18 protein-coding genes, 1 tRNA gene and 1 pseudogene are annotated in these 20,149 nt (G+C 69.9%); 12 read left to right on the top strand and 8 right to left on the bottom strand.

The window, feature by feature from the left end:
- The first annotated feature begins 95 nt into the window (after positions 1-95).
- Positions 96-227, top strand: a complete 132-nt coding sequence (locus ACFE86_RS04540) for a hypothetical protein (protein ID WP_375454136.1) — start codon at positions 96-98, stop codon at positions 225-227.
- 346 nt (positions 228-573) lie between these two features.
- On the opposite strand, the gene ACFE86_RS04535 is transcribed toward ACFE86_RS04540, so the two are convergent.
- Together ACFE86_RS04535 and ACFE86_RS04530 are read right to left on the bottom strand one after the other, a co-directional pair.
- Positions 574-981, bottom strand: a complete 408-nt coding sequence (locus tag ACFE86_RS04535; RefSeq protein WP_375454135.1) for a MucR family transcriptional regulator — start codon at positions 979-981, stop codon at positions 574-576.
- A gap of 242 nt (positions 982-1,223) precedes the next feature.
- Positions 1,224-1,376 carry a hypothetical protein gene (locus tag ACFE86_RS04530; RefSeq protein ID WP_375454134.1) on the bottom strand — a complete coding sequence of 51 codons (153 nt, stop codon included), beginning with the start codon at positions 1,374-1,376 and terminating at the stop codon, positions 1,224-1,226.
- Positions 1,377-1,502: 126 nt separating this feature from the next.
- Between ACFE86_RS04530 and ACFE86_RS04525 the strand changes: the two genes are divergently transcribed.
- A complete protein-coding gene (locus ACFE86_RS04525; protein ID WP_375454133.1) occupies positions 1,503-2,597 on the top strand; it encodes an NAD(P)/FAD-dependent oxidoreductase in 1,095 nt (364 codons plus the stop codon).
- Between the two features lie 7 nt (positions 2,598-2,604).
- On the opposite strand, the gene ACFE86_RS04520 is transcribed toward ACFE86_RS04525, so the two are convergent.
- From ACFE86_RS04520 to ACFE86_RS04510, 3 genes are all read right to left on the bottom strand, one after another.
- Positions 2,605-4,860 carry a CHASE2 domain-containing protein gene (locus ACFE86_RS04520; protein ID WP_375454132.1) on the bottom strand — a complete coding sequence of 752 codons (2,256 nt, stop codon included), beginning with the start codon at positions 4,858-4,860 and terminating at the stop codon, positions 2,605-2,607.
- An 85-nt stretch (positions 4,861-4,945) separates the two neighbouring features.
- Positions 4,946-11,746, bottom strand: a complete 6,801-nt coding sequence (locus ACFE86_RS04515; RefSeq protein ID WP_375454131.1) for an Ig-like domain-containing protein — start codon at positions 11,744-11,746, stop codon at positions 4,946-4,948.
- Between the two features lie 234 nt (positions 11,747-11,980).
- On the bottom strand, positions 11,981-12,463 hold the full coding sequence (locus tag ACFE86_RS04510; protein ID WP_375454130.1) for a TerB family tellurite resistance protein: 483 nt from the start codon (positions 12,461-12,463) through the stop codon (positions 11,981-11,983).
- A gap of 202 nt (positions 12,464-12,665) precedes the next feature.
- Between ACFE86_RS04510 and ACFE86_RS04505 the strand changes: the two genes are divergently transcribed.
- Both ACFE86_RS04505 and ACFE86_RS04500 read left to right on the top strand, forming a co-directional pair.
- Positions 12,666-12,741, top strand: a tRNA-Thr gene (locus ACFE86_RS04505).
- Between the two features lie 57 nt (positions 12,742-12,798).
- Positions 12,799-13,179, top strand: a complete 381-nt coding sequence (locus ACFE86_RS04500; protein ID WP_375454129.1) for a hypothetical protein — start codon at positions 12,799-12,801, stop codon at positions 13,177-13,179.
- A gap of 269 nt (positions 13,180-13,448) precedes the next feature.
- Here the strand turns inward: ACFE86_RS04500 and ACFE86_RS04495 are convergent, their stop codons facing one another.
- Entirely contained in the window at positions 13,449-13,703 is a 255-nt protein-coding gene (locus ACFE86_RS04495; protein ID WP_375454128.1) for a hypothetical protein, read from the bottom strand.
- 144 nt (positions 13,704-13,847) lie between these two features.
- Between ACFE86_RS04495 and ACFE86_RS04490 the strand changes: the two genes are divergently transcribed.
- The 4 genes from ACFE86_RS04490 (at position 13,848) to ACFE86_RS04475 (ending at position 16,046) form a co-directional block, all read left to right on the top strand.
- Entirely contained in the window at positions 13,848-14,585 is a 738-nt protein-coding gene (locus ACFE86_RS04490; RefSeq protein WP_375454127.1) for a LuxR family transcriptional regulator, read from the top strand.
- A gap of 87 nt (positions 14,586-14,672) precedes the next feature.
- Positions 14,673-15,320 carry an acyl-homoserine-lactone synthase gene (locus tag ACFE86_RS04485; RefSeq protein WP_375454126.1) on the top strand — a complete coding sequence of 216 codons (648 nt, stop codon included), beginning with the start codon at positions 14,673-14,675 and terminating at the stop codon, positions 15,318-15,320.
- Entirely contained in the window at positions 15,265-15,534 is a 270-nt protein-coding gene (locus ACFE86_RS04480; RefSeq protein ID WP_375454125.1) for a hypothetical protein, read from the top strand. The genes ACFE86_RS04485 and ACFE86_RS04480 overlap by 56 nt, the downstream gene beginning before the upstream one ends.
- Positions 15,534-16,046, top strand: coding sequence for a hypothetical protein (locus ACFE86_RS04475; protein ID WP_375454124.1), 513 nt, complete (start codon positions 15,534-15,536; stop codon positions 16,044-16,046). Before ACFE86_RS04480 ends, ACFE86_RS04475 begins: the two co-directional genes overlap by 1 nt.
- Here the strand turns inward: ACFE86_RS04475 and ACFE86_RS04470 are convergent.
- Positions 15,972-16,618: pseudogene (locus ACFE86_RS04470) on the bottom strand (SOS response-associated peptidase); the annotation flags it as partial. The gene ACFE86_RS04475 and the pseudogene ACFE86_RS04470 sit on opposite strands and share 75 nt — an antisense overlap.
- A gap of 212 nt (positions 16,619-16,830) precedes the next feature.
- On the opposite strand from ACFE86_RS04470, the gene ACFE86_RS04465 reads away from it, so the two are divergent.
- Positions 16,831-17,487 (top strand): SAM-dependent methyltransferase, encoded by a 657-nt coding sequence (locus ACFE86_RS04465; protein WP_375454156.1) that lies wholly within the window; start codon positions 16,831-16,833, stop codon positions 17,485-17,487.
- A 34-nt stretch (positions 17,488-17,521) separates the two neighbouring features.
- Here the strand turns inward: ACFE86_RS04465 and ACFE86_RS04460 are convergent, their stop codons facing one another.
- Positions 17,522-18,862 (bottom strand): APC family permease, encoded by a 1,341-nt coding sequence (locus ACFE86_RS04460; protein ID WP_375454123.1) that lies wholly within the window; start codon positions 18,860-18,862, stop codon positions 17,522-17,524.
- On the opposite strand from ACFE86_RS04460, the gene ACFE86_RS04455 reads away from it, so the two are divergent.
- The 3 genes from ACFE86_RS04455 to ACFE86_RS04445 all read left to right on the top strand — a co-directional run bounded on the left by ACFE86_RS04455 (position 18,861) and on the right by ACFE86_RS04445 (position 20,032).
- Positions 18,861-19,115, top strand: a complete 255-nt coding sequence (locus ACFE86_RS04455) for a hypothetical protein (RefSeq protein ID WP_375454122.1) — start codon at positions 18,861-18,863, stop codon at positions 19,113-19,115. The two genes, ACFE86_RS04460 and ACFE86_RS04455, sit on opposite strands and share 2 nt — an antisense overlap.
- A 219-nt stretch (positions 19,116-19,334) precedes the next feature.
- Complete coding sequence (locus ACFE86_RS04450; RefSeq protein ID WP_375454121.1) at positions 19,335-19,646, top strand: hypothetical protein; 312 nt, start codon at positions 19,335-19,337, stop codon at positions 19,644-19,646.
- A 131-nt stretch (positions 19,647-19,777) separates the two neighbouring features.
- The gene (locus tag ACFE86_RS04445) at positions 19,778-20,032 is read left to right on the top strand and encodes a hypothetical protein (RefSeq protein WP_375454120.1); all 255 of its coding nucleotides are present in this window, start codon (positions 19,778-19,780) and stop codon (positions 20,030-20,032) included.
- Positions 20,033-20,149: the final 117 nt, after the last annotated feature.

Here is a 20,149-nt window from a genome sequence, read left to right as displayed (position 1 = left end):
CTGCATTGTCTCCATGAAAACCTGCATTCACCGCGCTGGAGGCGGGACGATGCTTAGACGGCCGAAATGCGGCGCATCGGTCGCGCGGCGGCTTGGTGCGACCGCTGCCGCGCGACGGGCTGGAGCGGATGCCGGAGGATCTCGCAAAACGCGACACCATCTTCGTCACCGCCGCACCGGCCGGCGACGCGCCGGTCCATGCGGCGATGGCGCTGCGCGCCGGCTAGAGCATTTTCCATGATTCTTGAATCATGGAAAATGCTCTAAGTCTCTGTGTGGTCGCATTTTCTTCACGCGAGCCGGTATCCACCTCGCTGGAAAATGCTCTAATCGCTCGGCATCGTGCGCTCGCCTGCCGATCCGCGGCGCGGCCCGGCGAGCGTCGGCAGCCTGTCGAGGCGCAGGGCAAAGGCCGATCCCCGATCGCGTCCGCCGGATCGGGCACGAAGCCCTTCTCCCGCTGGAACACGGACAGGGTCGGGACGCGCGCCTTCCGGGCCGTCCCGGCCCTCGCCCGGAGCCGCGTCCGACCGGACGAGGGGCGGATGCGGGCTCCTCCGGCCGCCCGGCCGCTCACTCCGCCGCCTGCTGCAACCGCAGGCGCTGACCCCGGCCGATCGCCCGGGAGATGAGGGAGCGGCGCGCGCTGTAGGCGGCCGAGACCAGGGGGTAGTCGACGGGCAGGCCCCATTTGGTCCGGTACGCCTCGGGCGACAGGCCGCGGAGCGTGAGGTGCCGGCGCAGCGCCTTGTAGGGCTTGCCGTCCTCGAAGCTGACGAGCGTGTCCGGCCGGATCGAGGCGTGGATCTGCGCGTCCGACGGCTTGACGACGGCCGGCACGCGCGGGCTCTGGAGGCCGGTGATCGACCCGTGAACGATGCGGATCAACTCCGGCAGGCCGGTGGCCGGGACGGCGTTCCGCGCGACGTAGGTGGTGAGGATCTTCGCGGCGAGTGCGATGGTGTCGGTTCTGGTCTGCACGGTCGTTTCCTTCCGGGGTCGATGGGCTTCGGGTCGATCTGGTGGCCTGCGCCTTCCGGCATGCGCGATGCGGGATCGCGCCCGGGTTCCTTCGGGTCGTGGCTCCGGTCGTGGCGTCGCGGCGCAATCTCGGGCCTCGGCCGCTTCGCACGACGCCATCAGCCCATCCCGCCCGGCATGATTATGCACCGAGGATCGAGAAACACAACTTATAGGCGTATTATTCCGTAAACTGAACCTACTTAGAATTGATTAACGGGATCGACCGGGTTGTACGCCTCCTGCGCCCGGCCGTGCCGTACATTGAAATTTCTCTTTTTTTTCAATGGCTTGTCCTGCGTCGAAGACCGCTCTGCGGCGACCGTCCGCGCGGCAGGCTCGGCGGCGGCGGCCATCATCCGAGCCGTTCATCGGCATATCCTGCCACCGGCTCCGCCGCGTCCTGCGCCGCCCGACGCGACGCGGGCGGCTCTTTACCGGGGCGTCGTCCTCGCGGAGAACGGGCGCGGGAGGGTCTCGGCATGGAAATCCTGGTCGTCGGTGCGGGCGTCGTCGGTCTCGCGGTCGCACGCGCGCTCGCCCTGCGCGGGCACGAGGTCGTGCTCGCCGAAGCCGCCGACGCGGTCGGCACGGGCGTGTCCTCGCGCAACTCCGAGGTGATCCACGGCGGGATGTATTATCCGTCCGGATCGCTGCGCGCCCGCCACTGCGTCGCCGGCGCGCGGATGCTCTACGCCCTCTGCGAGAGCCACGGCATCGGCCATCGCCGATGCGGCAAGCTGATCGTCGCCGCGACCGAAGCGGAAGCCGACGGGATCGCGGCGATCCGCGAACGCGGCGACGCGAACGGGGTCGCGGGCCTGGAACTGCTCGATGGCGCCCAGGCCCGTCGGCTGGAGCCGAACCTCGCCTGCACTGCGGCGCTCCTGTCGCCGGACACCGGCATCGTCGACAGCCACGCGCTCATGCTGGCGCTCCAGGGCGACCTCGCCGATCGCGGCGGCGCGCTCGCCCTGCGCACGCCCGTGGCTGGCCTGTCGCGGGCGGACGGCCGGTGGCTCGCGGCCTTCGGTGGCGAGGCGCCGGGTAATTACCCGTGCGACGCCGTCGTCAACGCCGCGAGCTTCGGGGCGCAGGCGCTCGCCGCGCGGACCGAGGGCTATCCCGCAGCCCGCGTGCCGCCCCTGGTGCTGGCCCGCGGCAACTATTTCGGCTGCACCGGAAAAGCGGCCTTCAGCCGCCTGATCTACCCGGCCCCGGTCGAGGGCGGGCTGGGTACCCACCTCACCCTCGATCTCGCCGGGCGGATGCGCTTCGGTCCTGACGTGGAGTGGATCGACAGCCTCGACTACCGGGTGAATCCGGCGCGCGGGGCGGCGTTCTACGCGGCGATCCGGCGCTACTGGCCGGGCCTGCCCGACGGCGCGCTGGTGGCCGACTATGCCGGCATCCGCCCCAAGCTCACCGGCCCCGGCGAGCCCGCGGCGGACTTCCGTATCGACGGCCCGGCCGAGCACGGCCTGCCGGGCCTGGTCCAGCTCTTCGGCATCGAGAGCCCGGGGCTGACGGCGAGCCTGTCGCTGGCCGAGGACGTCGCCGACCGGCTGGCGGCATGAGGCGCGCTCACTTCGTCAGCGCGACGTGGACGCCGCCCCAATCGTCCGGCGGCGGTTCGGCCGCGAAGCCGGCGATGCGCCCGGCATAGAGGTCGTAGAGCCCGTCGAGCCCGAGAGCCCGGCCCGCGCCGCGGCAGGCGTCGAGCCGGGTCTGCGCGCCCGCCCAGTCGCGCGCCCGGTAGGCGGCGAGCATCGCGGCGTGCCCGGCCGCCAGGTCCGAGAAGGCGGGCGAGGCGCGCAGGGCAGCGTCCCCCAGCAGGGTCGAGACGGTCTCGGCCTCGCGCTTGCCCTTCACCCGGATCAGGTCGATCTCGAGCACCGCGAAGCGGTCCGCCACCGCGCCCGCGGTCGCCGCGCCGAGGATCGTCTTGACGCCGTAGGCTTTCGACTGGCCCTCCAGCCGCGAGGCGAGGTTCACGGTGTCGCCGAGCACCGAGTAGTCGAAGCGCAGCGTCGAGCCCATGTTGCCGACGACGCAAAGTCCGGTGTTGATGCCGATGCCGATGTCGATCGGCAGCACCGGGTGGCCGCCGGATTCGGCCTCCGCCTTGCGCAGGGCGTTGAGCGCGGTCATCCGCGCGATCATGCCGAGCGCCGCATGGCAGGCGTTGGCCTCCTGGTCGGCATCGTCCAGCGGCGCGTTCCAGAACGCCATGATCGCGTCGCCCATGTACTTGTCGATGGTGCCGCGGCGTTCGAGGATCGCGTCGGTGAGCGGCGTCAGGAAGCGGTTCATCAGGGCGGTGAGACCGGCAGGATCGGTCTTGTAGAACTCGGCGATCGTGGTGAAGCCGCGCACGTCCGAGAACATGATCGTCAGGGTGCGCGCCTCGCCGCCGAGCTTCAGCCGCTCCGGGTGGGCGGCGAGCTGCGCGACGAGCGCCGGCGAGAGGTACTGCCCGAAGGCCGAGCGGATGCGCTGCCGGCCCACCTGCTCGCGGGTGTAGTTGGTGAATACCAGAACGGCGTAGACGGCGAAGCTGGCGCCGAGCGGGAAGGTCGGGTCGAGCAGGATGCCGAGCTGCGTGAACCGCAGCCACGACACCGCGGCGATCGAGCCGGCGACGACGGCCGCCAGCAGCAGCAGCCGCATCGCGCCGAGCACCGGCGCCAGCACGATGATCCCGAGGCAGACCGCGATCGCGAGCGCCAGCTCCACCACCACCGCGGTGCTGGGATAGGACAGCGTCGTGCGGGTGAGCACGCTCTCCAGCACCTGCGCGTGAACCTCGACGCCGGGGATGGTGCGGTCGACGGGCGTGGTCTTGTTGTCCAAGAGCCCGATCGCCGAGGTGCCGACCAGCACGATCTTACCCGCCACCGCGGCAGGCGCCAGCGCCCCGTCGAGGATGGTGCGCGCCGAGACGAAGCGGGCCGGGTCGTGGTGGTTGAAGTGCGGCCACACCGCGCCGGTGGCGTCGGTCGGCACCTCGAAGCCGGGGATCGCCACGGACGAGACGCCGCCCGCGTTGCCGCGCACCAGCACCGCACTGCCGCCGGAGAGCACCCGCAGGATCTCCAGAGCGAGCGCCGGCACCATCCGCTCCTCGGCGACCATCACCAGCGGCACGCGGCGGACCATGCCGTCGCGCTCCGGCACGATGGTGAACAGGCCGCGCCCGGCCGCTGCCCGCTCGATCGCCGGCACGTTGCGCAGCAGCCCCGGGAACGTGGCGAGGAAGCCGGTCGGGTCGGGTCCGCGGGTGGCAAAGCCCGTCTGCGGCAGCGCCGCGTCGTTGTCGGTGGCCTGCGCGAGCGCCGTCTGGCCGACGACGACGCGGCCGGCACCGATGGCGTCGGCGAGGATCGCGTCGTTGCTCGGCAGCTTGGCGAGCGCGGCGACGGTCGCGGCGTCGAGGCCCGCCAGCGACTGCGCCACCAGCCCCGGCGAGAGCCGGTCGGGCTCGGGGAACACCGCGTCGAAGCCGATCACCGCCGCGCCCGCCGCGGTGAGCCTGCCGACGAGGTCGGCGACGCGGGTGCGCGCCCACGGCCATTGCCCGTAGGCGCGGATGCTGTCCTCGTCGATGTCGACGATCACCACCGGCCGGGCGGTGACCGGCCGCGGCGACAGAGTCTGGAACGCGTCGAAGGTGCGAAGCCGCAGGATCTCCACCGGCGCCGGGTCCCACAGGCGGACCGGCACCAGGGCGAGGAGCACGGCGAGCGCGAGCAGGCGGTCGAGGCCGATCCTTCGGATCAGCGGGCGGGCGGGGCGCTTCGGCGGCGGCGCGGTTGCACCCTGCCGGCTGCCGCGCCGCATCCATCCGCATCGCAACAGCGCGCCGCGCCCGCGTTCCGCCGCGCCTTCCGACGACGGACCCGTATCCACGCCATCGCGAAGCGCCCTAGAGGGCATACGGGAACTGCATGACGGTGACCTGCGCCACGTGATCGTGCCAGAGGATGGTCAGCGCATTGCCGACGGCGACGGTCGGGTCGAGATGCGCGATGTGGAAGGCGCTCGTGTCGTCGCGGATCGCGACGTCGTAGCCGGCGGTCCCATTGCCGACGACGGTGACGTAGGTCCCGATGCTCAACGTCGTGATCGCCGGATGCGCGGACAAGCCGGGCAGGTCGATCGCGTCCTGCGTGGCCGAGAAATCGGTGATCGTGTGGGCGGCCGGGTTCGGGCCGGGCGTGTCGAACACGAACACGTCGTGCCCGCCCCCGCCGGTGAGCCGCGTGTCCTGCGGGCCCGCAAACAGGATGTCGTCCCCGGCCCCGCCGATCGCCTGCGCCGTCGTCCCGGAGGCGGTGGAGGTCGCGACCGACACGGTGCCGAGGGTGCCGGCGTGATCGCCTTCGTCGGCCGCGCGGTAGGTGAAGGCGTCGTGGCCGGAGGCCGCCGGCTGCACCGTCACCGTCACCGCCGCATCGTCCGAGCTTGCGACGTAGCCCGATCCGAGGCCGGCGACGCTGCCGGCATGGAGATGGAGCGGCGAGCCGTCGCCGCCGCGGTCGTTGAACAGCAGCGCCTCCGTCGGGATCGCCAGCGGGCCCGTGGCGTCGCTCGCGCGCACCACGTGGTCGTCGGCGGTGACGACGGTGGTGTCCGGGGTCACCGTCAGGTTCAGCGCGGCGCGGCTGCTGCCGCCGGCGCCGTCCGAAAGCGTCAGCACCACCGCGTCCGGCGTGGTGCCCAGCGCGCTGCCGTCGTGGTGGAACCGGACGCGGCCGGCATCGACGTCGCCTTGCGTGAACCGCATCGCGTCGCCCGTGGTGCCATCCACCGTGAAGCGGCCGTGCGGGTCGGTCACGACCGTGTAGACCAGATCCGCCGCGGCGGTGTCCGGGTCCGTCCCGGCGAGGTCGGCAGGGGTCAGCGTCGCGGTGCCGCCTCTGGCGACGGTGAGCGCGTGGTCGCCGCCGGAGGTCGGGGCGTCGTTGACGCCGGTGATCGTCACGGCGACGGTGGCCGGCGGCGCGCTCGCGCTGCCGTCGCCGACGATCACGTCGTAGGTGACGGACAGCGTGTCGCCGGCGGCCAGGAACGCGGCCTCGCTGTTGGCGAGCGCCAGCGTCCAGGTCGCGGTGCCGGCGCTTCCGTTGGCGGTCGCGCCGTCCTGCGTGATCCGCGCCGAGAACGCGGCGGCGAGCGCGCTCGTCGTCGCGGCGGAGACGGTGCCCGCAGAACGCCCGTCCGCGTGCCGCCACTGCACCGAGGCCGCCTCGACCTGCGTCGTGACGCCGTGGCGGTCGTCGGCGTCCGCGTCGGAGAAATCGACCGTGCCGGTGCCGCGCAACGTCGTGTCGGCGGTGACCGCGCCTTTCTCGACCTGGAACACGTAGACGCCGGCGATGCCGGTGTTGCCGGCAATCGTCGGCAGGGCCAGGAGCGCGGTGGCGTCGCCCGATTGCGGAAGCTCGTAGAAGTTCTCCCCGTTGCCGGCGGCGTAGCCGGCGCGCGCGCTCTGGCCCTCACTGGCCGAGCCGAGCGTCCAGTTCACCGCCTCGTAGCGGAAGACGATGTCGAAATCGCCGCCGCCGAGATCGACGAGCTGGAGCTGGAAGGCGTTGAGGCTGTCGGTGCGTGAGTTGTAGTAGCCGACATCGTCCCAGGTGATAGTCACGACGCCGTTGGCCGCGTCCTGATCGACGTAGATCAGGTTCGAGCCGGTCGAGGTCCCGCCCTGCGTCGCCGCCGCCGCTCCGCCGCGGGTGTCCACGTCGGCGAAGAACGGCGCGATGATCGGGTTGTCGGCACCCGCATCGATCACCGTCGGCACGAAGGTCGCTGACGGGCCGTTGAAGGTGATGTTGCCGTTGGTGTTGATGTAGATCGACGTGTAGGCGCCGCCGAAGAAGTTGAGGCCGCCGGCTCCGAACACGCCGGTGATGTCGATGGCGCTCGACGATTCGTCGTCGTTGGGCTCGAGCGTCGTCTCCCCGAAGCCGGGCGTGCCGCCGAGCCCGACGACGAGGCTGTTGCCGGCGGTGATGGCTCCGCTCGCGACGGCCCCCTGCGGCGCACGGATCGCGGCGGCCATCAGGGCGAGGCTGGCGCTGGCGCCGTGGGTGATCGCCGGCGCGGCGTTCGGCGGCGGCGTCATCGTGACGGTGGCGGTGTTGGAGGTCAGCGTCCCGTCGCTGGCCTGGAAGGTGAAGCCGTCGCTTCCGCGATAGCCGGCATCGGGCGTGTAGGTGTAGCGGCCATCCGACCCGAGGGTCAGCGTGCCGTGGGCCGGTCCTTCGACCCGCGCGTAGGTCAGCGCGGGCGAGTCCACGTCGGTCGCGACGAGGACCCCGGTCAGCACGCGGCTCGCCGGCACCGCCACGGTCGCGTCTTCGGCCACCGGCGCGATGTCGGGCGGGGGCCCGATCGTCACGGTGGCGATGTTGGAGTCGAGCGTGCCGTCGTTCGCCCGGAAGGTGAAGCGGTCGCCGCCGTAATACCCGTCCGCCGGCGTGTAGGTGTAGCCGCCATCCGACCGAAGGATCAGTGTTCCGTGGGCCGGTCCTTCGACCCGCGCGTAGGTCAGCGTGGGCGAGTCCACGTCGGTCGCGACGAGGACCCCGGTCAGCACGCGGCTCGCCGGCACCGCCACGGTCGCGTCTTCGGCCACCGGCGCGATGTCGGGCGGGGGCCCGATCGTCACGGTGGCGATGTTGGAGTCGAGCGTGCCGTCGTTCGCCCGGAAGGTGAAGCGGTCGCCGCCGTAATACCCGTCCGCCGGCGTGTAGATGTAGCCGCCATCCGACCGGAGGATCAGCGTGCCATGCATCGGCCCGTCGACCTGCGCGTAGGTCAGCGCCGGCGAGTCCACGTCGGTCGCGACGAGAGCCCCGGTCAGCACGCGGCTTGCCGGCACCGCCACGGTCGCGTCTTCGGCCACCGGCGCGATGTCGGGCGGGGCGCCGATCGTCACGGTGGCGATGTTGGAGTCGAGCGTGCCGTCGTTCGCCCGGAACGTGAAGCGGTCGCCGCCGTAATAGCCTTCGTCGGGTCTGTAGGTGTAGCGGCCATCGGACGCGAGGGTCAGCGTCCCGTGCGCCGGACCGCTTGTCAGGGCGTAGGTCAAGCTCGACGAATCGACGTCGGTCGCGGTCACCGCACCCGTGAGCACCCGGCTGGCCGGCACCGCGGTGAACGCGTCCTCCGCCACCGGCGCGAGGTCGGGCGGAGCCCCGATCGTGACGGTGGCGAGGTTGGAGTCGAGCGTGCCGTCGCTGGCGCGGAACGTGAAGCTGTCGCCGCCGTAATAGCCGTCCGCCGGGGTGTAGATGTAGTCGCCATCGGGCTGGAGCGTGAGCGTGCCGTGCGCCGGTCCCTCGATCTGCGCGTAGGTCAACGTGGATGAATCCACATCCGTCGCGATCAGCACACCGGTCAGGACCCGGTTCGCCGGCACCGCGACTGAAAGATCCTGCGCCACCGGCGCGAGGTCGGGCGGCGCTCCGATCGTGACGGTGGCAAGGTTCGAGTCGAGCGTGCCGTCGCTGGCGCGGAAGGTGAACCCGTCGCCGCCGTAGTACCCGTCCGTCGGCGTGTAGGTGTAGTCTCCATCGGGCTGGACGGTGAGGGTCCCGTGGGCCGGACCGGTGACCTGCGCGTACGTTAGCACCGGCGAGTCGGGGTCGCTCGCACCCAGCGTTCCTCTGAGCACCCGGCTCGCCGGCACCGTGGGGGCTGCATCTTCGGCCACCGGGGCGAGGTCGGGCGGCGCTCCGATCGTGACGGTGGCGACGTTGGACTCGAGCGTGCCGTCGCTGGCGCGGAAGGTGAAGCTGTCGCCGCCGTAATACCCGTCCGCCGGCGTGTAGGTGTAGCGCCCGTCCGGCTGAACGATCAGCGTTCCGTGCCTCGGTCCCTCGACCTGCGCGTAGGTCAGCGCGGGCGAGTCGACGTCGGTCGCGCTCAGCGTTCCCGTCAGGATGCGGCTCGCCGGCAGACCGGCGGACGCGTCTTCCGCCACCGGCGCGAGGTCGGGCGGCGCCCCGATCGTGACGGTGGCGATGTTGGACTCGAGCGTTCCGTCGTTGACGCGGAAGCTGAAGCCGTCGTCGCCGTAGTACCCGTCATCGGGCGTGTAGGTGTAGTGCCCGTCTGGCTCGATGGTCACCGTCCCGTGCGCCGGTCCCTCGACCTGCGCATAGGTCAGCGTCGGCGAGTCGGCGTCGGTCGCGCTCAGCGTTCCCGTCAGCACGCGGCTCGCCGGCAGATCCGCGGACGCGTCCTCGGCCACCGGTGCGAGGTCGGGTGGCGCCCCGATCGTGACGGTGGCGACGTTGGAGTCGAGCGTTCCGTCGTTGGCGCGGAAGCTGAAGCCGTCGCCGCCGTAATAGCCGGCCGCCGGCACGTAGGTGTAGCGCCCGTCCGGCCGGAGGGTGAGCGTGCCGTGCGCCGGCCCGGTCACCGGCGCATAGGTCAGCGTGGGCGAATCGACGTCGGTAGCCGTGAGCATGCCCGCTAGCACGCGGCTCGCCGGCAGATCCGCGGACGCGTCCTGCGCCACCGGCGCGACGCCGGGCGGCGCCCCGATCGTCACGGTGGCGACGTTGGAATCCAGCGTGCCGTCGTTGGCGCGGAAGCTGAAGCCGTCGCCGCCGTAATAGCCGGCCGCCGGCACGTAGGTGTAGCGGCCGTCTGCCTGGAGGGCGAGCGTGCCGTGCGCCGGTCCGGTCACCGGCGCGTAGGTGAGCGTGGGCGAATCGACGTCGCTCGCGCTCAGCGTCCCCGTCAGCACCCGGCCGGCCGGCACCGAGGCGGATGCGTCCTGCGCGACCGGTGCGTGGTCGAGGCCCGTCACCGTGATCGTCACCAAGCTGTGCGCGACGCCGCCATGGCCGTCCGAGACGGCGACGTCGTAGACCGCGGTCAGCCGCTCGCCGCCGAGGAGGAAGGCGACCGCCCCGTCGCCCACGGCGAAGGCGTAGTCGACGGTGCCGGCGCCGCCGGCCTCGCGCAGGGTCGCCGCGAGCGCGCCCGCGAGCGCCGCGCCGGCGTCCGCGGGGATCGCGCCGCCGCGCGATCGCGTCAGGCTCGGCGCGGCCACGCTCACCGTGTGCGCGTCGGTCAGGTCCGCGTCGGCGAAGGCGATCGTTCCGGCCGCGCGCAGCACCGCCTCCGTCCCGGCACGCGCGGCGGCGGACGCCGCGCCGGCATCGGCCACCGGCGCGTCGTTGCTCCCGGCGACGTCCACCGTCAGCGTCGCGGAGGCCGCGCCGCCGCTGCCGTCGCGGGCGGTGTAGCGGAACACGTCCGTGGCATGCTCGTCCTGCGCGAGGGCGGCGGCGCGGTCGGCCACGTAGGCGTAGGTGCCGTCGGCGGTCAGCACCAGGGTGCCGTAGCGGCCGGTCAGCGTCATCGACCCGCCGGTGAGCGTCAGGTCCGGCATGTCCGCGGCCGCGCCGGCATGGCCGCCGACGACGTGCACCCCGATCCCGGTCGCGGCCGACAGCACGCCCTGCGCGACGGTCGCGGCGACGAGGGCGCCCCCTTGCGTCACGCTCACGCTCGATCCGGCGAGCGTCAGGTTCGGCTGAGGCTCTGGCGACGGCGCGGGTGCCTGCGCGGGGGGCGCGGTCGGCGCGCCGCCGCCGGCCCGGGGCTGCTCCTCGCCGCCCGATGGCGGAGCCGGCTCCGGTCTCGGCCCGCCGCCGTTCGGGGCGGCCGGCGCGGATGGCGGCTGGACCACGTTCGGATCGGTGCTCGATCCGCCTCCACCCCCCGTCGAGGGCCCCTGGTAGACCGGCAGGCGCGGCGCCTCGGCCTGCGCCCGGAAGACCGCCAGCACCAGCCCCGCCTCGAACGCGACCTCGGCCGGCGATTTCGGGACCTGCTCGATCTGCACCAGGGCCGGCCCGTCCGGCCGGACGATCGCCTGGAGGCCGGGATCGGACACCGTGAACAGCAGGCGGGTCGGGTCGTTGCGGTCGTAGACGTCGAAGCGGCCGGTATGGCCGTCGGGCTCGGTCATCACCGAGAACCGGGTGGTGCCGTCGTCCGCCGAGATCGTGACGTGGACCGCGGTGCCGCGGATGCCCATGGTCGCCACCGGCGTGCCGACCTTCATGTCGCCGGTCTTGGCGACCTGGCCCGCCACGAAGGTGATCGAGCCCTGGACGAGGTTGAACAGCGCCGCGTTGTTCGCCCCGTCCGCCTGGTAGACCATCTCGCTCAGCACCATCCGCGCGCCGGCCGAGAGGTTGAACAGGGTGCCGTCGAGAAACGCGATCGCCAGCGCCGACGCCCTGTCGGTCGCGACCACGTCGCCCTTGTAGACGAGGTCGCCGACATGGAGCGCGACCGTGACGCCGTTGCGGACCGCGCTCGCGGCGCCCGTCACCGTCTGCACCCGGCCGATCGCCGCCGAGGCGTCGGAGGCCGGGGGCTGGCCCGCCTGCGCCACCTGCTCCCCGTGCAGCGGCCGGGCGAGCGCCGCGATCACGGCATCCGCGAGTGAGGCACCGTCCGGCGCGACGAGCCGCGGACGCTGGGCTACGGTGAAGTAGTCGTGCACCACGAGGCGGTGACCGGGGGCATCGATCACCAGGTCGGCGCCGTCGCGCACGTAGTCCCCGTGGAACAGGAGCGCGGAATCCGCGACCCGGATCGTGTCGCCGTCCCCGGCCTCGACGACGCGGACGCCCCCGGGCCCGAAGGCGGATGCGGGTTCGAGCGCGGAAGGGCCGTCGAGACTGTACACGCGCAGATCCGCCATTCGATCGCCCGGAACGTCCGGGCACCGGTCCTCGCTGCTATCCCCCCGGCGCGGGCGGCGTCGTGCGGTCGCTCACATAGCTCGGATACAGCAATCGATTGCAGCCGTACGAAGGCGACGCGCGCGAATTCCGTGGTCCGTCACGGACTTGGAGCGATCGTCCGGGCGCAGGCCGTCGCGCCGCATCGTCGGGCTCGCGATCAGGCGCGCGCCGGCCTCTCAGGCCGGGCCCGGTGCCCGCTCGAGGCCGGTTTCCGCGATGCCCTCGCCGCGCGCCCGCGCGATCCCGGCCTCGTCGAACCCCAGCAGCTTGCCGAGCCGCCAGACCAGCGCCTCCTCGAACTCGTCGACGGTGCCGTCGGCGGCGGCCACCGACCACGCCATCGCCAGGATGCGGCCGCGCTCGCCCGCATCGTCGGCGTGCGGCAGCATCTCGACGAGGCTCGCCACGTCGCGGGTCTCGGCATCGAACGCGGTCGCCCGGGCGATCAGCGCGTCGGCCGCCGCGGCGCCGTCCGCGTAGCGCCCGCGCACCAGCCGCGCGAGCCGCTCGGCTTCCGACGGCGCGAGGATGCCGTCGGCCCGCGCCACGTGGACGAGGAGCGCGGTCGCGGCCAGGTGCGCGTCGTCGGGAGGCGTCCCGTCGGCGGCGACGCCGAAGGTCTCGGCCGCGTAGGCCCGCAGGCGTGCGATCAGCGACATGATGTGCTCCGGCCCCGCCGCGTGCCCGCCGACCCTTCCCCCGCCGCCCGGCCCCGTCAAGGACGCGGTGCCCAGGCCGGGCGGTTCGGCCGGCACGCGTGTCCCCGCTGCATCGCGCCCGCCGCCACCGCCTTGCCAACGGCGGACCGGACGGCTATGCACCGGCTCCTCGGAAACCCGTAGCGTGTGGGTGCCGGGCGATGCCGCAATAGCTCAGCTGGTAGAGCACCTCATTCGTAATGAGGGGGTCGGGGGTTCGAATCCCTCTTGCGGCACCACCTAACGCTTTGCAGGCGTTCATTTTTTCGAAATGGCCATCGGAAAGCCTAGCCGGTTTGACGCTTCTTGCGATCGGGTTTGACACCCCGTGTTTCGCGTTTGTTCAGTTCAGCCTCGAACTTCCGCGCTACGTTCCGCATCTTCGGCGCGAGATCAGGACCCTTCGCGTAGCGACGCGCCATCTCGGTCGTGCGTTGCCCGAGTGCGTCAGCGATGGTGCGTTCGTCCATGCCGAGCCGCTGGCCGAGCAGACGGTTCTGACGCGCTTGGTGGAGGCGATCCGACCCCAGATCCCGAGTGGATCGATGCCGGCCATCGTTGACGCCGCGAACGGGGCGCTCGACGCGTGGGAGCAACGGGACGAAGCCGTCCGCGGTCCACGGGTCAAGGCTATCGATCTCCACGACGGCGCCGTGACGATGCGGCGGGACAGATGAGCAGGGAGCCGCGCGTTGTCAGCGATGAAGTCCGTTCCCATCGCACCGAGATCCGCCTTACGAACGCAGTCATGCTCCTCTGTACGGTGCTGTTCTAAGCAGGCTCGCGTTGGCAGGCCAACGCGAGCCTGCTTAGGTCCTTGGTCTGTCGCAGGTTTTTTTCGCAAAACCGCGGGGCACTTTTGCGAAACCTGCTTAGGCCATCGTGGTCGCCATGATCGGGCGCGCGTTCCGGCTCTGGTGATCCTCCTCTCACTGATCCGCACTCATCACTCCGCGCGGCTCGGCTCGGCCGCCAGACCCTCAACGTATTGCAGCGCCTGTAGCCGGGTTTCGCCATCGGGCAGGGACCGGAATGCTCGGATCAGCCGGAACAGCAGGACCGTCCGGTGGTGCTCCGCGGGCGTGTCGCCACTATCGCGAGCGGTGCGCCCGCTTCGCCAAGCGTCGAAGGTCGCGAGATCAGCGCCGACCGTTTCCGCAATGGTCTGAAGCAGTTCGGCGCTGCGCCCGTTGTTCAACATCCACTTCGCCTAGCCTCCTGACCAAAACCTATCTAAGGTTTTTATATCGCGGACGCGCGGTGCGTCAGTAACATATCTTGAGTTGGCCCGGCGATCGGGTTGAATTCTGCCCTGCACCTTTGCCGCCGGGATCGATCCGCCGCCGTGTTGAACGTCCGCCAAATCACCTTCGACATCGTGCACCGTCTGAAGGAGGCGCAGACGCATATCGACCTCTACACCGAGCTGCGCCGTTGCGGCGGGGTGTTTGGGTACGAGGCGTTCCTAGTCGCCGGGCTCCCGCAGTCCCCGCGCGAAAACCTGTTCGACTGCCGAATCATCTCGGGCTGGCCACCCGAGTGGGAGCGCCGCTACCAGGACCGCCGATACATGCACGTCGATCCTGTCATCCGCCACATCCGTGGGACGGCCGACCCCTTCCTGTGGCAGGAGGCTGCCGAGGCGGTCGGCACGCCGCAGGGCACCGTGGTGTTCGACGAGGCCCGCGCTTACGGTCTTCACGCCGGACTGTGCGTACCTTTCCACCAGATCGACGGAGGCGAGGCCGGCGTCAGCTTCGGCGGCGACCGCTATGCCCCGACCCCGGACGAGCGAGCCGGGCTCCATCTGGTCGCGATCTACGCGATGTCCTGCGCCAAGGCGATCCTGCGACGCGAGGGCGAGGCCGACGGCAAGGACGAGGCGCCCCCACCCCTGACCGGTCGGGAGATGGAGTGCCTCAAATGGGCGGCGGACGGCAAGAGCGCGTGGGATATCGGGGTCATCCTATCGATCTCCTCTAGGACCGTGGAGCAGCATCTCGCCAGTGCGGCACGCAAGCTCGACGCAGTCAGCCGAGCGCAATGCGTGGCGGAGGCGATTCGGCGCGGGCTGATCGGCTGAACCAATAGGCGTCTATCCGTAGATCTACGGATGCCCGGCTCTGCGTAGAATAGAGATTATCTTCGCTGTTTCGCGGAGATACCGGCCGTGTTCAGACTGCTGAATGGTGACATAGACGCCGAAAGTCCCGAACTGGCGGACCATATCTATAGGTTTCGTCACGGTTTTTTCGTGGACCACCTGCATTGGGAGGCCTGCCGCAAACCCGATGGACGAGAGCGTGACCAGTTCGACGGGCCGGGCTGCATCCATGTGGTCGGCGAGGAAATCGACGAGATCGTCGCCTACGCGCGCCTCCTGCCGACGACGCGCCCCCACCTCGTCAGCCACGTCTACCCGGAAATCATGCAGGGTGCACCCTCGCCCACCGGCCCGCGGATCTACGAGTGGACCCGGCATGCCGTCGCGCCGCGCAAGCGCGAAGGCCGAGGCGCCCGCGACTTCACGAAGGCGCATTTTGCGGCCGTGGCGCGCGCAGCGGAGGCCGTCGGAATCGAAGCTCTCCTGGTGCAGACCCATCCGATGCTAGCGGATCGGGTCATGGACATGGGCTGGGACGTCGAACCGCTGGCCTTGCCGACCGCCTACGACGGCAACATGATCCTGCCCATAATCGCGCGGCTGACGCAGCGCACGCTCGCTACGGCGCAGACAGTGCTCGCTGCATACGGATCCGACCTTGTCGTCGACGGTCGCCGCCCCGCGCTGGCACTACCGGATCGGCTCGTGGCGTGACCCGGCCGGCACGCCCCTCCTGAGCCTTATCGCACCGATGGCCGAGGACCGAAACGACCCGGAGGCATGGATCGAGCGCGCCGTCGCGCAGGCCTGCGCTCTGCGTGAGACGGTCCGCGATCAGCCAGATCTGCGCGAACTGGTCGACGTGATCCTCCTCGACCTTGGCACCAGGGTCGGTCCGCACTCAACTCCCTCAACAACCGAGATCTGATGTCGTCGCTGCCCTCGCAAAGCGTGTTGTTCTTCCGGATCTACCGCGAAGTGACCATGCCGCTCTACGCAGCCATGATCACGGAGCTATGTGCCTCGCCACATCTACCGTTTGAATTGGAGACGACGCTCGAAGACATCGGACAGAAATTCATCCGCCTGGCCGACGAGGTCAACGTCGAGTTGCGGCGGCGCGGACTTCTCGACCGCGAGGCGGACCCTGACGATACGGTTGAGGCCAAGATCGAGGGTTATGCTGAAGCGCCTCATGGCCGAGACGGGGCGGGCTCCGCCGCGAAAGGGTGGTCGCGAGCCTACGATCCCCGAAGACCAGCGATTGCAACAGGCGCTCCGCACCGCGCTCACCATGACCTACGACCTGCCAGTCGCGTGCGCCGCATCTGCGATCCGCTGACCGTGACGGGGAGATCGGCGGCCTCACGCGCCGTCGCTACGGTTCCCCCACGCGACCTCCTGCATCGCCTCATCGGGCAATGCTCGCTGAAGCTGTAGGGCGATCTCGGCTGGCGCCTCCAGCCAAGCGCGCTACTCCCCCGGCGTCGTCAGCAGCACCAGCATCGCCTTCGGGTGCACCGGCCCGACCACGCCGTTCGCCCGGCAGGTCAGGAAGGAGTACAGCCGGTGCTCCGCCTCGCTCCGATTCGGGTTCTCGGCTTTTGTGCCGCGCACGCCCGTCCAGAGGCGCCAGATCCCGGCGAAAGCGAACAGCGGCCGGTCCTCGTCGAGGGCGAACCACACCGGCGTCTTGCGCGGCTAGGTATCGGCGTACTCGCTGAACAACGAAACCGGCACGAGGCAGCGCTGTTCCGGCTTCAGCCAGGGCCACCAGTACGGCGAGGCGGCGTTGCGCATGTTCGTCACCGGCTGCGGAACGGCCTTCGGTGGCGGCGGGAAGCCCCAGCGCATCATGGATAGCGTGCGCTCGTCATCGGCGATGCGGACGATCGGCGCCATCTGATCCGGGAAGATCGCCGGCAGCGGCGGCAGGTTGCCGGTTTCGTCGCGATCGACCTTGAACGCCTCGCAAATGGCGTCCTGGCTCTTATCGAGGTGTAGAGGTTGCACCTGCACGCACCGTGCGCCGATCAGGTCCGAGACGGCAACCCAAGCCTTCAACCAACTCCATGTCGCGCCTCGGAACTGTCCCTTCCAAGTGAAGTTGCCCCGCCGCATGCCTACGGACGTGTTGAGGATTATCATGCGCGACCGCAAGCCACCCTCACGCCGCGTTTTGCTCGGGGCTGGAGGCGCCGTCGTCGCTGACACGATCCTTGGGATGAAAGGAGCAGCCGGCGCGGAGACCGGTGCCGGCGGGCCGGCCGAGACGGGCCGTCGGTCGAACTCCCTCGACACGGACTACTTCAGGGGCATGTACGCCACCGAGTCAGATCCCTGGCGCTTCGCCACGAGCGCCTACGAGCGGGACAAGTACGCGGCCACGCTCGCGGCCTTGCCGCGGGCCCGTTACGCGTCCGCCCTGGACGTGGGCTGTTCCATCGGCGTGTTCACCCGCCAGCTCTGCCCCCGCTGCGATGTGGTGCTCGGGCTTGATGTGGTGCCGTCCGTGCTGGACGACGCCCGTGCCCGGTGCGCCGATTGGCCGAACGCTCACTTCCAGCTAGCCGCCGTTCCCGGCCAATGGCCGGATGGGCGGTTCGACTTGATCGTGATTTCGGAGGTGGCCTACTATCTCGACCGGGCTGACCTCGCGCGCCTTGTCACGCGGATCGAAGGGGCGTTGTTGCCCGGGGGCGACGTCGTGCTGGTGCATTGGCTCGGCGTCACCCACTACCCGCTTTCCGGGGACGATGCAGCCGAGGGCTTCATCGCGGGCGCGCAAGGCTTCGCGCGGGTCCTGACGCAGCAGCGAGCCGCTGAATACCGGCTCGACGTGCTGAGGTCTCTCGCATCCGAGGCGGGTTCCGCCCGGTGATAGCACCTGCCGCCGTCCATGAGGCCGCACCGCCTCATGGCGCGGCTTTCCCTGCCGCCCGCCGCGCCTGCGCGGCCGTGACGGCGTGGAGCCCCAGGCCCGCCAGCATCAACAGGCAGCCCGCGAGCGACTGGAGCGGCCGGGAGGCCGCCAGATGCACCAGCATGAAAAGCGTAGTGCCGAGGAAGATCAGCGGCGTGACGGGATAGCCCCAGGCGCGGAACGGACGCGGCAGGTCCGGCTGGACGATGCGCAACCGCATCAACCCAAGGACCGTCAGGAACGCGCAGACGAGCAGCCCGAACTGGATGAATTCGAGCACCGCCGCGAAGCTCCGGGTGAGAAGCAGGAGGCTGGCGATGACGGCCTGGAGGAGGATCGCGGCCACGGGCACGCCGGTGGGCGAGCGGCGCGCGAACCGGTGCAGCAGCGGCACGTCCTCGCCCATCGCCACCGCGACGCTCGGGCCGATCCACATCATCGCGCCGATCGTCGGGATCAGGCCGACGCAGATCAGCAGACCGACGAGGCGCCCGCCCGCCTCGCCGAAGACGTGCCGGCCGCTGATCAGACCGACCTCGATCTGCCCGGCAAGTTCCGCCACGGGCGTCGTGTAGAGGAACGCCGCGTTCAGCGCGACGTAGAGAGCAAGCACGAAGCCCGTCCCGATGAACAGCGCCCGCGGCACGCTGCGGGCCGGGTCACTCAAGTCGCCGACGATGTAAGTCGCGGCGTTCCAGCCCGAGTAGGCGTACATCACGAAGACGAGACTCACCGCGAAGCCGGTACTGAAGATCAGGGCCGGGTCGGACGCGCTCGGCGCGAAGGAGACCGACCCGCCTCCACCCCCGGCAAAGCCCGCGACGATGAAGGCCAGGATCAGCGCAAACTTCAGCAACGTAAAGCCGATCTGGAACGCGCTGCCGTGGCGCCCCCCGCGCAGGCGGACAGCCGAGACGAGCCAGATGACCGCAAGCCCGAGCGGAAGTGCTGGTACCCCCGGCAGGACCGCTCCGGCATACTGCCCGAAGGCCATCGCTGCGAGCGCCACGGGCGCGGAGAAGCCGACGGTGGCCGAGAGCCATCCCGCCATGAACCCGAAGGCCGGGCCGTAGGCGCGCGTGAGGAAGTTGTACTCGCCGCTGGAGCGGGGAAACATCGCGGCCAGTTCGGCGTAGCTGAACGCCCCGCACAGCGCGACCACGCCGCCGACGAACCACAGCAGCAACAGCGCGAACCCAGACGGGATGTCCGTCACCTGGAACCCGAGGCTGGTGAAGACGCCGACGCCCACCATGTCGGCTACGACGATGGCGGTCGCCGCCCGCGTGGAAACGGTTAGGGCGGTTCCAGTGGTGGGTGGATTACCAGCCATGGGTATGAAGATGACCTTCACCTTGCAGACGTTCGCGATCAAGCGCAAGCGCCTCGTCCCCGGCGACCGCGAGGTGGCCCCGACCGAGAGCGGGGCGTTGAAGAAGGCGCAAGCCATGGCCGGCCGGATGCCCGGCACCGCGGCCCTGAAGGTGATGGCCGACGACGAGACCGGCGAGCTGGAGGGCGTGACGATCGTCGGGCAATGGGGCGAGGTGCCGGAGGATTTCGCGGAGAGTTTGCAGGACGACTAAAACGCCACGGGAGGATGTCGTGAACTTCTGGCCCGACCTAGAACCAAGCACGCTGCGGAAAACCCGGCTGGCTTCCGACGCGCTGCTCGACCGAGTCGGGCGCTGATCGCCGCGCTGCTGCCCTGCTGATGATCGTCATCACGAAGGGGCGTTGACGGCTTCCCACGCAACGGCTGATCGGCTCAACTGCCGGTGTTCGGAAAAGGCGGATCGAGAGCGATGGAAATTCGAGACGAAGAGGACATCAGCCCGGAAGACGCAACCGAGCTGTTCTCGAAATTCGCAGACGTCGTCGCCTTTATGGACGAGGTCGCACCGAAGTGGAAATGCGTGACCTGCGGTAGTGAAGCGATGACCTTGTACGGCACGCAGGACGACGGCACCGACCCTGCACATGTTCGTTTTAATTTCAAAATGAGGACGATACTGTTTTTTCGCAGTTTCGAACTGCACTGCGACAAGTGTGGCCATGTTTACAACTTCGACATAGTTCCGTTTATGAATTGGAAAGCTGCGAGGAAGGCGTTATGATTAGTCTTTCACGGCCGGGAATGTCGAGAACATCAAGCGCGCCCTTGCGTTTGATCGATGGTAGCCACGGTTCATGGGTCGAGGATAGAGAATTATCGCGTGGCGGCGACGGAGATGGTATACCTCCCGACATGGAACGGATCGCGAAACTCGAAGTCCGGATGGACACGACGAACGATCGCCTCGGACGCGTGGACACGCGGCTCGATCGGATCGACGGCAAGCTTGAAACCGTCGCCGTCGAGATCGCGACGCTGAAGGAGCGCGTGGCGCACCTGCCCTTGAAGGGCTTTATCGTTTCCGCGACGACTGTGAGGCTGGCCCTCCTCACCGCGATCATGTTGTTTCAATCGAAACTGCAGACGCTTCTAGGCGTGGCGCACTAGGTGTGCAGTCCCGGAGTGTGATGGTGCATTGTTGGCGCTGACGCGTCAGGCGGAGGATGCACTATGGCAGGCGTTCTTCACGGCAGCGCCCGCACGACGCCGCGTGTTCGAGCCGAG

This window comes from uncultured Methylobacterium sp., assembly GCF_964244095.1.
Taxonomy (GTDB): domain Bacteria; phylum Pseudomonadota; class Alphaproteobacteria; order Rhizobiales; family Beijerinckiaceae; genus Methylobacterium.
The sequence above is the reverse complement of the archived record's forward strand: the minus strand, read 5'-3'. Positions and strand labels throughout refer to the sequence as shown.